The 14,270-nt window shown below is 71.2% G+C and carries 13 protein-coding genes; 2 read left to right on the forward strand and 11 right to left on the reverse strand.

Annotated features, from left to right (window positions below):
* Nucleotides 1-93: 93 nt before the first annotated feature.
* The 11 genes from VFZ70_05370 to VFZ70_05420 all read right to left on the reverse strand — a co-directional run bounded on the left by VFZ70_05370 (nucleotide 94) and on the right by VFZ70_05420 (nucleotide 11,054).
* Nucleotides 94-879: an enoyl-CoA hydratase-related protein gene (locus VFZ70_05370; GenBank protein HEX6255223.1), complete on the reverse strand. Its 786-nt coding sequence runs from the start codon at nucleotides 877-879 to the stop codon at nucleotides 94-96.
* Between the two features lie 23 nt (nucleotides 880-902).
* Complete coding sequence (locus tag VFZ70_05375) at nucleotides 903-1,568, reverse strand: TetR/AcrR family transcriptional regulator (protein HEX6255224.1); 666 nt, start codon at nucleotides 1,566-1,568, stop codon at nucleotides 903-905.
* A complete protein-coding gene (gene paaI / locus VFZ70_05380; GenBank protein HEX6255225.1) occupies nucleotides 1,565-2,065 on the reverse strand; it encodes a hydroxyphenylacetyl-CoA thioesterase PaaI in 501 nt (166 codons plus the stop codon). The genes VFZ70_05375 and paaI overlap by 4 nt, the downstream gene beginning before the upstream one ends.
* 82 nt (nucleotides 2,066-2,147) lie before the next feature.
* Nucleotides 2,148-3,674 carry an NAD(P)/FAD-dependent oxidoreductase gene (locus VFZ70_05385; GenBank protein ID HEX6255226.1) on the reverse strand — a complete coding sequence of 509 codons (1,527 nt, stop codon included), beginning with the start codon at nucleotides 3,672-3,674 and terminating at the stop codon, nucleotides 2,148-2,150.
* Entirely contained in the window at nucleotides 3,671-4,804 is a 1,134-nt protein-coding gene (locus VFZ70_05390) for a hypothetical protein (protein HEX6255227.1), read from the reverse strand. The genes VFZ70_05385 and VFZ70_05390 overlap by 4 nt, the downstream gene beginning before the upstream one ends.
* A gap of 78 nt (nucleotides 4,805-4,882) precedes the next feature.
* Nucleotides 4,883-5,488 carry an HAD family phosphatase gene (locus VFZ70_05395; protein HEX6255228.1) on the reverse strand — a complete coding sequence of 202 codons (606 nt, stop codon included), beginning with the start codon at nucleotides 5,486-5,488 and terminating at the stop codon, nucleotides 4,883-4,885.
* 34 nt (nucleotides 5,489-5,522) lie between these two features.
* Complete coding sequence (locus tag VFZ70_05400; GenBank protein ID HEX6255229.1) at nucleotides 5,523-7,232, reverse strand: glycerol-3-phosphate dehydrogenase/oxidase; 1,710 nt, start codon at nucleotides 7,230-7,232, stop codon at nucleotides 5,523-5,525.
* Between the two features lie 146 nt (nucleotides 7,233-7,378).
* Entirely contained in the window at nucleotides 7,379-8,038 is a 660-nt protein-coding gene (locus VFZ70_05405; GenBank protein HEX6255230.1) for a lysophospholipid acyltransferase family protein, read from the reverse strand.
* Nucleotides 8,039-8,052: 14 nt separating this feature from the next.
* Nucleotides 8,053-8,769: a 3-oxoacyl-ACP reductase FabG gene (gene fabG / locus VFZ70_05410; GenBank protein ID HEX6255231.1), complete on the reverse strand. Its 717-nt coding sequence runs from the start codon at nucleotides 8,767-8,769 to the stop codon at nucleotides 8,053-8,055.
* Nucleotides 8,766-9,686 (reverse strand): ACP S-malonyltransferase, encoded by a 921-nt coding sequence (locus VFZ70_05415; GenBank protein ID HEX6255232.1) that lies wholly within the window; start codon nucleotides 9,684-9,686, stop codon nucleotides 8,766-8,768. Before VFZ70_05415 ends, fabG begins: the two co-directional genes overlap by 4 nt.
* Nucleotides 9,687-10,076: 390 nt before the next feature.
* Nucleotides 10,077-11,054, reverse strand: a complete 978-nt coding sequence (locus VFZ70_05420) for a heme o synthase (protein ID HEX6255233.1) — start codon at nucleotides 11,052-11,054, stop codon at nucleotides 10,077-10,079.
* Nucleotides 11,055-11,248: 194 nt separating this feature from the next.
* Between VFZ70_05420 and VFZ70_05425 the strand changes: the two genes are divergently transcribed.
* On the forward strand, nucleotides 11,249-13,087 hold the full coding sequence (locus VFZ70_05425) for a transketolase (GenBank protein HEX6255234.1): 1,839 nt from the start codon (nucleotides 11,249-11,251) through the stop codon (nucleotides 13,085-13,087).
* Between the two features lie 4 nt (nucleotides 13,088-13,091).
* Nucleotides 13,092-14,171 carry a transaldolase gene (gene tal / locus VFZ70_05430; GenBank protein HEX6255235.1) on the forward strand — a complete coding sequence of 360 codons (1,080 nt, stop codon included), beginning with the start codon at nucleotides 13,092-13,094 and terminating at the stop codon, nucleotides 14,169-14,171.
* Nucleotides 14,172-14,270 lie beyond the last annotated feature (99 nt).

Genomic DNA, 14,270 nt, shown 5'->3' on the forward strand with positions numbered 1-14,270 from the left:
CGCGGGCCCACCATGCAGCTCGTGGACAGCCCTCTCAAATGTTCGACCGACCGTTCGGTCAATGTACTATGCGCGACCCTTGATCGACAACGCTCACCGCCCCGTGAACTGCGGCCGCTGCTTGTCGAGGAAGGCCGAGACCGCGGTGCGGTGGTCGGCCGTGAGCGCCAGCGCCTCCTGCGCGTCGGCCTCCCACGAGAGCATCGTCGCCAGTTCGGTCGTGTCGGCGCGGCGCAGCAGCGCCTTGACCCGCGCGAACGCCCGCGTCGGCCCCTCGGCCAGACGGCGCGCCAGGGTGGCGGCGGTCTCGTCCACGTCGTCCGCGGCCACGACGCGGGTCACCAGGCCCCACGCCCTCGCCTGCTCGGCACTGAACGGCTCGCCCAACAGCAGCAACTCGGCAGCCACGCCGGCACCGGCGGTGCGAACGAGTGCCCGTGCGAGCCCCGAGTCGCTGGCCAGGCCGATGCCTGTGAACGCGGTCGCGAACCGGGCGTCGTCAGCCGCGACCCGGATGTCGCCGGCCAGGGCGAATCCGAGACCGGCACCGACGCATGCGCCCGAGATCGCCACGACGACGGGAACGTCGAGCGCGTCGATGCCGGTCACGATGCGGTTGTAGTGCGCGCGCACCGTCGTCAGCGCCGTCTGCGGCCCGCGCTCGAGTGCGTCGGCGTGCTCCCGCAGATCCTGGCCGACGCAGAACGCCGGGCCTTCGGCGCGCAGCAGGAGCGCGCGGACGTCGTCGTCGTGCGCGGCACGGTGAAGGGCGTCGATGAAGGCGATCTTCATCTCCAGGTTCACCGCGTTGCGCGCCTCCGGGCGGCGCAGGGTCACCGTCGCCAGGCCGTCAGCGTGTTCCAACGTGACCAGTGACACCTCTGCTCCTGTCGTGGATCGGCTCAGTTGGAGGTCGTGGCGCGTTCGCGGATCCAGCCGTCGAGCCCCGGCACCCCGTCGAGCCCATCCAGCATCAGCCCCGTGACCATGTCGACGTAGTCGTCACGCGACAGCGGCCCGTCGGACCGGAACCACCGGTAGTGCCAGTTGAGCATGCCGAACAGCGACATGGTCAGCGGTGTGAGCACCTCCGGTCGATCGGCGAGCCGCGGATCGACCAGCGCCAGCACGCGGGCGACGACGTCGACCACCTGCCGCTGCGCGGCCCGGATCTCGTGCTGCTGTTCGGCGGACAGCCGCGCGAGGTCGTTGAGGATCGCCGCGTGGCGGCTCTGCGCGTGGTCGTAGGAATGCAGGATCGCCGCGATCAGTGCGCGCAACCGGTCGCGGGGCGCGAGTGCGTCGTCGTCGGCGGCCGTGACGACAGCCAGCAGGTCGTCGGTGTAGCTGCGCAACAGGTCGTAGAGCACCGCTTCCTTCGACGGGTAGTAGTGGTAGATCCACGCCTTGGACCCACCGGATGCCTCGGCGAGCATCGCCACCGACGTGCTGCCGAAGCCGTGCGCGGCGAACAGATCGGCCGCAGCCTCGAGAATGCGACGACGCTTGTCGTCGTAGTCCGTCGAGCGTTCGCGGGCCGTGGCGGTCTCCTTGGTCGGCAGGGTCAGGCGCCCGGCATGCCCGGGTGGTCGTTGTCGTCGAGGATCGTGCGGCCCAGGGTGCGGCTGCGTCCGCGGAACTCGGCGACGACCTCGCCGCCGCCGGCGGTGACGGTGACGTCGTAGATGCCCGACCGCCCGTGACGGATCCGTTCGACGGCGTCGGCCACCAGCCGCTGTCCGGCGCGCGCCGGCCGGACGAACACCACGTCGCACGAGGCCGCGACGGTCACGTCGTCGTAGGTGTTGCACGCGAACGCGAAGGCGGTGTCGGCCAGCAGGAACACGTACCCCCCGTGGCAGATGTCGTGACCGTTGACCATGGTGTCGGTGACCGCCATCGCGGCCTGCGCCCGCCCCGGGGCGACGTCGGTGATGTCGATGCCCAGGTGCTGGGACGCCCGGTCCGCCGCGTACATCCGTTGCGCGCAGCGTTCGGCGACATCCTGCTCGGCGGGAGCGTCGTCCCCGACCGTGGGGGCGGCGCGGGGTGCCGCGGCATCCAATGGAACGTCGTCTCCTCCCGGGACGGCACCGCCATCCTCTACCGACCGTTCGGTCAATCCTAACGGACGTCGTCCACGGATCTCAGCGCCCGAGGCGGTCGGCGGCCAGGGCGTAGCTCGCGGCGGCCCAGCCGGGCACGCCGTGGACGGCACCCCCGGGAAACGCCGAGGCGCTGCCCAGCCAGAGGCCCCGGATCGGAGTTGCGTAGGGCACCAGCGCGGGCAGCGGCCGGAAGATCGTCTGATCGAGCGTGTAGGTGCCGCCGCCGACGTCACCCCCGACCAGGTTGGGATCACCGTCCTCGAGATCGGCGGGCCCCTGGACGTGGCGTGCCAGCACGGTGTCGCGGAACCCGGGAGCGAACCGTTCCATCTGGTCGGTCATGCGCTCGGCGTGGGCCGTGACCGCCTCGGCTCCGACGACCTGCGCTGGCACCCTCGTGTAGGCCCAGGCGGTGTGATGCCCGGCTGGTGCGCGCGTCGGGTCGGCCAGGCTCTGCTGCCCGAACAGCATGAAGGGACGCTCGGGGATCCGCCCGGCGCGGACGTCCGTCGTCTGTCTGGTCACCGCCTCGGCGGGTCCCCCGACGTGCACGGTGCCGGCCACCCGTGCCTCGGGCGCGGTCCACGGCACCGGCTCGGACAACGCCCAGTCGATCTTCACCGTCCGGGGGCCATAGCGGTACCGCGCCAGGCGCGCCGCGTAGCGGTCCGGCATCGCCCTGCCCGTGAGCCGCAGCAATGCGTGCGGCGTGGTGGACGCGATGACGATCGGGGCGCGCAGGCGATCACCGCCGCCGGTGATGACACCTGCAACGCGGCGGTCGTCGGCGACGATCCGCTCCACCGGTGTCGACAACCGCACCTCACCGCCCAGCGACTCGAGATACGACACCAGAGCGTCCGTCAGCCGGCCGGCACCGCCGTGCGGACTGGGCCAACCGACCGCATGGCCGAGCAGTTGCAGATATCCGCCCGCGATCGCCGAGCCGGCCTCCTCGGCGGGCACGTCGCCGTGGAGCACCGACCCGTACAGCCAGGCGCGGGCGTGTGGCCCCTCGAACAGCTCCGCGGCCAGGCGCGCAGCGGGCATCAGCAGCAGCCGGGCGAACTCCAGCACGCCGGTCAGGCCAAGCCCGAACGCCAGCGGCACGGCACCCCGCAGCGGAGGGAACCCGCCGAGCAACGTCCGCTTGAGTGATGGCAGGTTGTCGAGGTACGGCGTCGCGAACCGGCGCCATGCGTCACCGTCACCAGGGTGCAGGTCGTTCAGGCTGTCGACCGTGCGCTCCAGCTTCCGGTACAGCGCGCCCGCGCGGCCGTCCGGCATGGGATGGGCCATCGCGACGGGGGGGTTGATCCATCGCAGCCCGTGCACCTCCAGCGGCAGACGGTTGAACACCGGCGAGGCGGCACCGGCCGGGTGCACGGCGCTGTAGGTGTCGTGTACGAAGCCGTCCAGGGTCAGCGGTTCGCTCTTGACCGCGCCGCCGGGCATCGCCGCCGCCTCGCACACCGCCACTGCACGACCGGCACGCGCGAGGCGGATGGCGGCGGCCAGGCCGTTGGGCCCCGACCCGATCACGACGGCGTCGGCGTGATCGGTCATGGCGCCACCCGATCATGTCGCGCCGCGACGTAGGCGGCGATCTGGTGCAACATCGATTCGCGCGGGCTCTCCATGCCCCAGAACGCGTGCTGCGAGTAGCGACCGACGCGGTCGTACAGTTGCGCGAGGTGTGGCTGCATCGGATCCCACGTGCCCGCGGCCCGCAGGTAGCTGCGCCCGTCGAACGAGTACAGCACCAGGCGGTTCTTGGCGTTGCCCATGAAGTGGTGCTCGTGGCACGTCAGGTCGAACCCGGCGTGGACGTCCGCGCCGTCGGGGATCGGCGCCTGCTCGTCGGGGCGCGCGACGAACCCGTGGCGGACGTCGTCGACCCATGCGTCCAGTGCCGCCGGGTCGTCGGCCGTCACCAGGGCGGTGATGGTGACGTAGCCACGGGTGAACACCGGTGTGCGAGGGCTGGGGAAGGCGACGACCTCGATCTCGAACGTCTGACCGGCGAGCCCGCGGCGGCGCAGCGGCGTGAAGCGCCCGAGCTCGCTGGCATAGTCGGGCCAGTGCTCGACGGCGAGCACGGCGGCGGCCGTCGCACCGGCGTCCGGAACCTCGACCGGCGGGTACGTGTGCCAGATCTGCTGGTCCTCGGGCGCCTGGGGCGGGGTGAGCGCACCCACCCGTGCCTGCCCGAGACGGACCTCGGGATCGTGGGTGTCCTTATCGGCGCGCGTCGGGAACGCGATGCCCCAGCCCCGCCGGTCGTCGTCGCCGGCGGCGTCGGGGAACCAGTCGCCGAGCAGCCGCGCCCCGCCCTCGAGCAGCGACGCGGTGTCGAGCGTGCCCGTCCGGCCTCCGGTGCCGCGGAACCGTGACGTGCCCAGCGCACGGTGGAACCGCACCACATCGGCGGCGCCGAGCTGCCTGGCCCCGGCCTGGTGCCAGTAGGTCGTCAGCACCAGGAACGCCATGCGCAGGTCATCCAGGTCGCGGCGGTCTCGTGGCTTGGCGTAGTACGCGGCGTTGAGGAAGTCGGTGATCCATGCGGCCGCGCCCACCGATGCCAGGGTCGATCCCCCCATCCGGGCGAAGCGGCCCGGTGCGGAACGCAGCGCACGCTGTCCACCCAGGGCGATGGCAGCGCCGGCCGCGGCCGACGCGAGATGACTCAAGCGCATGGTGTCAACCCTTCGAGCTTCGACGTCTGCCATCGTCCCCGACGACCACCCCGCCACACGTCACGGTCGCCGAAGGCGTCAGCTGCGGCCGTGACCGGGCAGCACGCCCAGGTGCGCCAGATCGCGTCGCAGCTGCGCCGCGGACTCGAACCGGATCGCGTGGAGTCCGGCGTCTCGCGCGCCGGCGACGTTGTCGTCGCGATCGTCGACGAAGACGGTGGCCAGGGGATCCAGGTCGAAGCGCTCGATCAGCAGGCCGAAGATGGCGGGGTCCGGTTTCACCAGCCCCTCGTCGCCGGAGATGAGCAGGCCGTCGAACCTGTCGAGGAAGTCGAACCTCGACCGTTGCTGACGGAACAGGTCGCCGGAGAAGTTCGACAGCGCGTACAGCCGAACGTCCAACCGGTGCAGCTCGTCCAGGACGGCCACCGTCGCATCCAACGCTCCGGGCAGGGTGTGATGCCAGTTGTCGAGGTAGTGGTCGATGGTCGCCACATCGCCGGGGAACGTCGCGTGCCACTGTGTGCGCACCTGTTCGAGCGGAATGCCGAGATCGAGCTCCCGCTGCACGCCCGCGATGTCCAGCGCCTCGATCTGCGACCGTTCGAGCACGTAGGTCGGGTCCCAGTCGAGCAGCACCCCGCCGAGGTCGAAGACGACGGCGACGTTCGCCGTCGTCTTCACGGAGGTCGTGCGTGCGGGAGGCGGCGTCCGCCGATCAGCTTGCACCGACACGTGCCTCGGGTGCCTCGCTGGTGATCGCCTCGGCCGCCTGGTCGGTCATCTCCCGGTGCGCGGCGTGCTCGGCCTCGACGCGGGTGCGGTACAGCTCGAGCTCGCGGCGACGGGTCTCGTCGTCCCAGCCGAGCTCGTCACCCATCAGGTGGGCGACGGTTTCGGCAGCCTCCAGACCGCTGTCTGCGACCTCGAACGAGATGCGCGTGCGCCGCTCGAGTACGTCGTCCACGTGCAGCGCGGCCTCGGCGCGCGCCGCGTAGACGACCTCGGCGGCCAGGTAGCCCTCCGCACCCGGGAGCGACTCGCCGAGCTCCGGGCGCTCATCGACCAACGCGAGGATGTCGGCCACCAGCGAGCCGTAGCGGCCCAGCAGGTGGTCGATCACCGCGACGTGCAGGCCACTCCGCGACGCAAGCTGCTGGCGCCCGTTCCGGAGCGCGTGGTACCCCTCGGCGCCCACGATGCGCACCTGATTCGTCACGGAGTCCGGGACGGCCTTCGGCATCTTCTTCGCGGCGGCGTCGACGGCGTCCTCGGCCATCACACGGTACGTCGTGTACTTGCCGCCCGCGACGATCGTGAGGCCGTCGGTCGGTTGGAGCACGGAGTGCTCACGACTGAGCTCGGCGGTGCCCATCGACGGATCCTCGGCCAGCAGCGGACGCAGCCCCGCGAAGACGCCGACGATGTCGTCGACGGTGATCGCGTCGTCGACCCACTCGTTGACGTGGTCGAGGACGTACTCGATGTCGCTGCGCGTGGCCGTGGGATGCGCCACGTCGAGCTGCCAGTCGGTGTCGGTGGTGCCGATCACCCAGTGGGCACCCCACGGGATGACGAACAGCACGCTCTTCTCGGTCTTCGTGATCAGTCCGGTGTCCATCCGGATGCGCTCGCGCGGGACCACGATGTGGATGCCCTTGGATGGCCGGACCTCGAACTTGGTGCTGCCGCCGAGCATGTCGTTGATGTCGTCGGTCCACACGCCGGTCGCGTTGATGACGTGCGTCGCCCGTACCGCGAGGTCCTCACCGGCCTCGAGGTCGCGGGCGTTGGCGCCCGTCACGCGCTGACCGTCACGGATCAGGTCGCTCACCCGCACACTCGTCGCGACCGCCGCCCCGTACGTCGCGGCCGTGCGCGCGATCATCATCGTGTGGCGCGCGTCGTCGACCTGCGCGTCGTAGTACTGGATGGCGCCGACGAGCGAGTCCTCCTTCAGCGCCGGCGCGATCTGCAGCGCCCGGCGCTTGGACAGGTGCCGGTGCGCCGGCACGGCCCGCGCGCCGCCCAGCAGGTCGTACAGCATCACGCCGGAGCCGACGTACCCGCGCTCCCAGATGCGGTTGCGCAGCGGGAACAGGAACTGCACGGGGTGGACGAGGTGGGGGCACAGCGTGTTGAGCAGCAGCGACCGCTCACGCAGTGCCTCGCGCACCAGCCCGAAGTTGAACTGCTCGAGGTAGCGCAGGCCGCCGTGGATGAGCTTGCTCGACTTGCTCGACGTTCCGGATGCGAAGTCACGCTGCTCGACGAGCGCGACGGTCAGCCCACGTGTCGCCGCGTCCAACGCCACCCCCGCCCCGACGACACCACCGCCGATCACCATGACGTCGAAGACCTCGTCGCGCATCCGGTCCACGCTCTGCTGACGGTGCTCGGCTGACAGCGGCACGGACGACAATGGCATCGCAGGCTCCTTCGATCGCAACGCGTCACGCTGTTGATACCCGGCAGGCCGCCAATCATCCATTCGCGCCGCGACACGATCCGACGAGCGCGACGCGGTCAGCGAGCCGCCCGCTCCGCGCGCGGAGCGGTCGCACCGAGATCGGGTCAGCGCTCGCCGTCGTCGGCGACCGGGGCGAAGCTGTCGGCCATCGTCTGGCCGCTCAGGCGGGCGACCTGCGCACGGATCTGCTCGGTCCAGACACGGCGGGCCCTGCCCTGCGGCACCTCCGGCGGCGCGACCGGTGCGCCGAAGTGAACCTCAAGCAGGCCGGGCGCGGGGCGCCGCGGCTTCGGCCATCGACCGCGGGGCCACACGTCGGCGGCACCACGGATGCCGACGGGGACGACGTCGGCGCGGGCCGCATGTGCGATGCGTGCCAGACCGCTGCGGAACCGGAACAGCTGCCCGGTCGGGCTACGGCTTCCCTCCGGGAACAGCGCCACCACCTCACCCCGCCTGACGACATCGGCGACCTGCTCGATCACCGAGGCGTCCGCGCGTCCGCGCTCGATGGGCACCATGCCCATCGCGACGTTGAACGCCCCGAACAGCCCTCGGGCGAGCTCCTGCTTGCCCACGTAGGCGACGGGCCGGGGGCACACCGCGGACACGAGGTAGTTGTCCAGGTTGGAAACGTGGTTGACAGCGAGCAGCACGCCGCCGTGTGCCGGCACGTTCACGGTGCCCGTGACGGTCGGTCGCAGCAGCCAGGCGACGGGGGGCGCCGCGACGCGGTGGACGAGGTGCAGAGCGGTGGTCGGCATCCGTCGGCGATGCGCTAGGCGAACAGGCCGCCGTCGACCTGGAGCACCGCGCCATTGACGTACGACGCAGCCGGCGAGCACAGGAAGCGGACCGCGGCCGCGACCTCGTCGGGGGTGCCGAGGCGACCGGCGGGCACGCGGTCGACGTACCCGGTCGTGTCGACCGCCGCGGTCATGCCGGTCTCGATGAATCCGGGTGCCACGACGTTCGCGGTGATCCCACGCCTGCCGACCTCACGCGCCAGTGTCTTCGTCAATCCGACGAGCGCCGCCTTGCTGGCCGCGTAGTTCGCCTGGCCGGCGTTGCCGTGCAGCCCGACCACGCTCGACATCGTGACGATGCGCCCCGCGCGCGCCCGCAGCATGCGCCGCAGCACGGCCCGGGTCAGGGCGAACGCGGCGGCGACGTTGACCTGCCAGGTGAGCGCGAAGTCCTCGTCGGACATCGTCATCGCGAGGCCGTCCGCGGTGACACCGGCGTTGTTGACGAGGGCTGCAAGCCCGCCCACGTCCTCGGCAGCCTCGACCAGCGGAGCGGGATCCCAGCGCAGGTCCGCCCCGACCACACGGGTCTGGACGCCATGGCCGGCGCACCGCTCGGCGACGTGCTCGGCACCGGCGCGGTCACCGCCGTAGTGCACGACGACGTCGAAGCCGTCAGCGGCCAGTCCCGTCGCGACCGCTGCGCCGATGCCCTTCGACGAGCCGGTGACCAGCGCCCATCCGCTCACCGTCCACCTCCCGTCAGGTCGTCCGGCGTGATGACGGTGCGGCGCCCCAGCGAACGGTCGGTGCGCTTGACCAGGCCCGTCAACACGGCGGACGGGCCCAGCTCGACCACCTCACCCACGCCGAGCTCGGCGAACGCGGCGACCGTCTCGCGCCAGCGGACTGGTGACGTCAGCTGCGTGCGCAGCAGCGACGGCCAGTCGTCGGCGTCGGCGTGCGCCGTCGCGTCGACGTTGGCGACCACCGGCAGCTTCGCGGCCGCGAACTCGACCGCGTCGAGTGCCGGGCCGAACGCTTCGACCGCCGGGGCCATGTGCGGGCTGTGGTAGGCGGCGCCCACCTGCAGCGCGACGACCTTGCCCCGCGCACCGGATGCAGCCAGCACGTCACGCAACCGGTCCAGGTCCTCGGCGGTTCCGGCAGCGACCAGCTGGCCCGGCGCGTTGTCGTTCGCGACGTGGGCGCCGACCTGTGCGCACGCCTCCGTCACGGCGTCGACCGGGTAACCCAGGCACGCGACCATCGTTCCCGGCCGTTCGTCGGCGGCATCCTGCGTGGCACGTGCGCGGGCGTCGACCAGTCGGAGCCCGTCCGCGAAGTCGAGGACGCCGGCGGCGACGAGTGCAGCGTACTCCCCCAGCGAGTGGCCGGCGGTCACGTCCGCCTCTGCCCCGGCCGCACGCCAGCTCTCGAGCTCCACGACGAAGTGCACGAACAGCGCCACCTGGCAGTTGACAGGGATGCGCAGCTCGTCGTCGTCGGCGTCGAGGCCGAGACGGGACACGTCCCTGCGGAGCAGGTCGTCGGCCTCGGCCCAGCGGGCGAACGCCGGCTGATCACGCCATGGCCCGGCCATGCCGGCGCGCTGACTACCCTGTCCGGGGAAGACGACCGCGACGCGTTCCTCAGCAGGGGGCACGTGCTCACCTTTCGTCCGGGACCGCCGGGAGCGTAGTACGTCGGCGCGACCTCGCACGCGGCATGGTCCAGACGCAACCCACGCGATTCGCAAGCCGGAGGCATGACAGGGCGGTCACGTTGTCGACGCGGGCCGCAGTGCCGACGCACACCGGGTCGTCGAGCCACCCGGCAGCGCCCGGACGGGGCGTGCGGGCAGGAGGAGCCGGTGGACCCCCCTCATCCGTCGTCCACCGAATCCCCGTGGCCCGGTTGTAGACGTCGTCACATGGCCTTGTCAAACGTGCGCTGCGAAATTCGCAGACACGTCACCGTTGCCGTGCGGAGCGTGACCGCGCGTCGGCGCCCAGCGCTGGACGCCGACGCACGGCGACGGCGTCCGCACGGGCGGTCACAACGTCGGCGTACCGCCCGCCAGCGTCACATCGACCGCCATCGCAGCGAACAGCAGCGTGATGTACGTGATCGACCAGCGGAACGACGCGTGCGCGGTGACCGCGTCGGGCGTCCGCCACAGCCGCACCGACGACAGGACGTAGACGCCGCCGAGCACGATGGCACTGATGAGGTACAGCAGACCGAGGTCGGCGACGGCGCCGAACATCAGCGTGAGCGTGACCAGCAGGATCGTGTACAGCAATATGTGCCGCGTGGTCTCGGTCACGCCCATGACCACCGGCATCATCGGCACGCCGGCACGCGCGTAGTCGCGGCGGTAGCGAACCGCCAGGGCCCAGAAGTGCGGAGGCGTCCATGCGAACACGATTGCGAACAGCAGCAGGGCGGGAAGCTCGATCGTGCCAGTCACCGCCGACCAGCCGACCAGCACGGGAACGCAGCCCGCGGCGCCACCGATCACGATGTTCTGCGCCGTCCGCCGCTTGAGGCCCATGGTGTACACGAGGACGTAGAACAGGTTGGCCGCGATCGCCAGCGAGGCGGCCATGAGGTTCACCGTCATTGCGAGCCACACGAACGCGACGACGCCGAGTGCCACTCCGAACACCAGGGCGTTGCGAGGCGGCACCTCCGACCGCACCAGCGGCCGATGCGCGGTCCGCGCCATCAGCGCGTCGATGTCGCGATCGACCCAGCAGTTGATCGCGTTCGCGCTGCCCGCCGCTGCCGCACCGCCGAGCGTCGTCGCGATCATCAGCCACAGCGGGGGGATGCCGCGCTGCGCGACGAACATGGCGGGGACGGTCGTCACGAGCAGCAGTTCGATGATGCGCGGCTTGGTCAGCGCGACGTAGGCCGCGATCGTGTTCCGGCGGATGGCACGACCGGCCGGCGGGCCGGCCGAAGGCGTGTCGGTCGACCCGCGGTCGTCAGGAGCGGCCCACAACGGGGCGTCGGTATGTTCGATCACGGCGGCGCCAGTCTAGTCGTCCGCCTCAGCACAGCCGACCACTCCGCGACCACTTTCGGACCCGAGAGCGGCCTGGATCACCAACCGGTCGCGGTTCGGTCGGCGGTGGCGGCGGGTACACGTGATCCCATCGGCGCGTTCGGCCCCGCCACGCGCCCCCAGCCACCCCACGAACCTTCGACAGGAGCACCGCCATGCAGCACGACGACCGCCGCGAGCTCGCGCAGCAGTTGCGCGTCGACACGGTCCGCGCCCCCTCCGTCACCGGCTCGGGGCATCCGACGTCAGGCATGTCGGCCGCCGAGCTGATGGCCGTCCTGTTCGACGGCTACCTGACCTACGACTTCGACGACGCGGACAATCCCGGCAACGATCACCTCATCTTCTCGAAGGGTCACGCCACGCCGCTGCTCTACGCGCTGTACAAGGCGGCCGGTGCCATCGACGACGACGAGCTGATGACCTACCGACTGCGCGGCAGCCGCCTGGAGGGACACCCTACGCCGGTGCTGCCATGGGTCGACGTGGGCACCGGTTCCCTCGGTCAGGGCCTGCCCTTCGGCGTCGGCATCGCACTGGCGGGCACCAAGCTCGACCGCCTGCCCTACCGCGTATGGGTGCTGTGCGGCGACAGCGAGATGACCGAGGGGTCGATGTGGGAGGCGTTCGAACGCGCGGCATTCGAGCAGTTGGACAACCTGACGGCCATCATCGATGTGAACCGGTTGGGTCAGCGAGGCCCGACGCAGTACGGGTGGGACACCGACGTGTACCGCCGCCGGGCCGAGGCGTTCGGGTGGAACGCGATCGAGGTCGACGGACACGACGTCGAGGCGGTCGATCGCGCGTACGCCGAGGCCATCGACACGACCGGTCGCCCCACGGTGATCATCGCCCGCACGGTGAAGGGCAAGGGCGTCGAGGCGGTCGAGAACGTCGACGGCATGCATGGCAAGGCCATCGACGACGTCGAGGCCGCCATCGCCGAGCTCGGCGGAGACCCCGGCATGCGCGTAGCGGTACGGACGCCGTCGGGTGACGCCAAGCCCCACGTCTTCGACACCGGCGGGGGGGAGCTGCCGACGTGGGATCTCGGGGAGAGCGTCGCCACCCGCGACGCGTACGGTGCCGCGCTCGCGGCGCTGGGCAACATCCGCGGTGACGTCGTCGCGCTCGACGGTGAGGTGAGCAACTCCACCCGCGCCGAGGACTTCAAGGAGGCGCACCCCGAGCGTTTCTTCGAGATGTACATCGCCGAGCAGCAGATGATCGCCGCGGCCGTCGGCATGGACGTCCGCGGGTGGGTCCCCTTCGCGTCGACGTTCTCGGCCTTCACGAGCCGCGCGTACGACTTCGTTCGGATGGCCGCCGTCAGCCGGGCCAGCATCCGCGTGTCCGGCTCGCACGCCGGCGTCGAGATCGGCCAGGACGGACCATCCCAGATGGGCCTGGAGGACATCGCCTCCTTCCGCGTGATCCATGGATCGACGGTGCTCTACCCGGCCGACGCCAACAGCACCGCCAAGCTGGTGGCCGCGCTCGCGGACCGCGAGGGTGTCAGCTACCTGCGCACGACGCGCGGCGGCACCCCCGTCATCCACGGACCCGGCGCGGACATCGCCATCGGCGGCAGCGCGACGTTGCGGTCGTCCAGCGACGACCTGGTCACCATTTGTGCCGCAGGCATAACCCTGCACGAGGCGCTCGAGGCCGCCGACGCGCTCGCCGGGGACGGCCTCGCCGTGCGTGTGATCGACTGCTACTCCGTCAAGCCGCTGGACGCGGCGACCGTGCGGGACGCCGCGACGGCGACCGCGGGGCGCGTGGTGACCGTCGAGGACCACCGCGCGGAGGGCGGCCTGGGCGACGCGGTGCTCGAGGCGCTCGCAGCGTCGGGGCTGCCACTGCAGCTGCGCAAGCTGGCGGTACGCACGATGCCGGGCTCGGCGACGTCGGACGAGCAACTCGCCGACGCCGGCATCGACGCCGCCGCGATCGCCACGGCCGTCCGCGACCTCGTCGGACAGGAGTGACACGATGAACCCGTTGCAGCAGCTCAATGACCTGGGTCAGGCCGTCTGGCTCGACAGCATCAAGCGCTCGTACCTCGGCGATGGCGGATACATCGCCAGGATGATCTCCACGGGCGAACTGCGGGGGCTCACGTCGAACCCGTCGATCTTCGACAGCGCGCTCGGGAGCGACGACAGCTACGACGAGCAACTCGCCGAGCTTCGGGGCGAGGATCCGCGCGACGCGCTGTGGACGATTATGAAGCGCGACGTCACCGGCGCCTGCGACGAGTTCCTCGACCTGTGGAACGAGACCGACGGCCTTCACGGGCAGGTGTCGATCGAATTGGATCCCAACAGCGCCTACGACACCGAGAAGTCGGTGTCCGAGGGCCTCGCGCTGTTCGCGGAGATCGACCGGCCGAACCTGATGATCAAGGTGCCCGGCACCGAACCGGGGCTGCCGGCCATCACGCGCCTGCTGGCCGAGGGCGTCAACGTCAACGTGACGCTGCTGTTCAGCGTGGCGCGCTACGACGCGGTGATCACGGCGTTCATGGACGGCGTGCGCCAGCGGCTCGACAACGGAGGCGACGTGTCGCGGCTGTGCAGCGTCGCGTCGTTCTTCGTCAGCCGCGTGGACGGCAAGGTCGACGATCTGTTCGACGACGGGGTGCAACCGCGGGCCCCGTTGACCGCGGGCGTGGCCAACGCGCGTCTGGCCTACGACCTGTTCCGTCAGCGGTTCGCGGACGGGGGGTTCGCCGACCTCGCCGCAGAGGGCGCGCGTCCGCAGCGACCGCTGTGGGCGTCGACGTCGACGAAGAACGAGGCGTACAGCGACGTCGTCTACGTCGAGCAGCTCGCCGCGCCCGACACGGTCAACACCATGCCGGAGGAGACGATCGGCGCCGTCCGCGACCATGCCGACGTCGATGACCGGGTGACAGGCACGGCCGCCGAGGCCCGCGCGCACCTCGACGGGCTGCGCGAGCAGGGCATGGATCTGGTCCAGGTCACCAAGGAGCTCGAGGCCGAGGGCGTCGACAAGTTCGCTGACGCGTTCCAGTCGGCGGTCGCCACGGTGGCCGCGCACGTACGCTGATCTCGCGGGGCGGGTGGCCGGGCGCGGCGCGCGACGCACGCCCCGCCCTGGCAGCACGGTCCGGCCACCCGGCGCCCGCTGCCACCCGAGTGACGCGAC

This window comes from Euzebyales bacterium, assembly GCA_036374135.1.
Classification (GTDB): Bacteria; Actinomycetota; Nitriliruptoria; order Euzebyales; family JAHELV01; genus JAHELV01.

Bases quoted from the DNA above. Each gene is read 5' to 3' on its own strand.
- VFZ70_05385 (HEX6255226.1), bottom strand. From the start codon at position 3,674: ATGACCGATCACGCCGACGCCGTCGTGATCGGGTCGGGGCCCAACGGC.
- VFZ70_05390 (HEX6255227.1), bottom strand. From the start codon at position 4,804: ATGCGCTTGAGTCATCTCGCGTCGGCCGCGGCCGGCGCTGCCATCGCC.
- VFZ70_05400 (HEX6255229.1), bottom strand. From the start codon at position 7,232: ATGCCATTGTCGTCCGTGCCGCTGTCAGCCGAGCACCGTCAGCAGAGC.
- VFZ70_05405 (HEX6255230.1), bottom strand. From the start codon at position 8,038: ATGCCGACCACCGCTCTGCACCTCGTCCACCGCGTCGCGGCGCCCCCC.
- VFZ70_05425 (HEX6255234.1), top strand. From the start codon at position 11,249: ATGCAGCACGACGACCGCCGCGAGCTCGCGCAGCAGTTGCGCGTCGAC.
- tal (HEX6255235.1), top strand. From the start codon at position 13,092: ATGAACCCGTTGCAGCAGCTCAATGACCTGGGTCAGGCCGTCTGGCTC.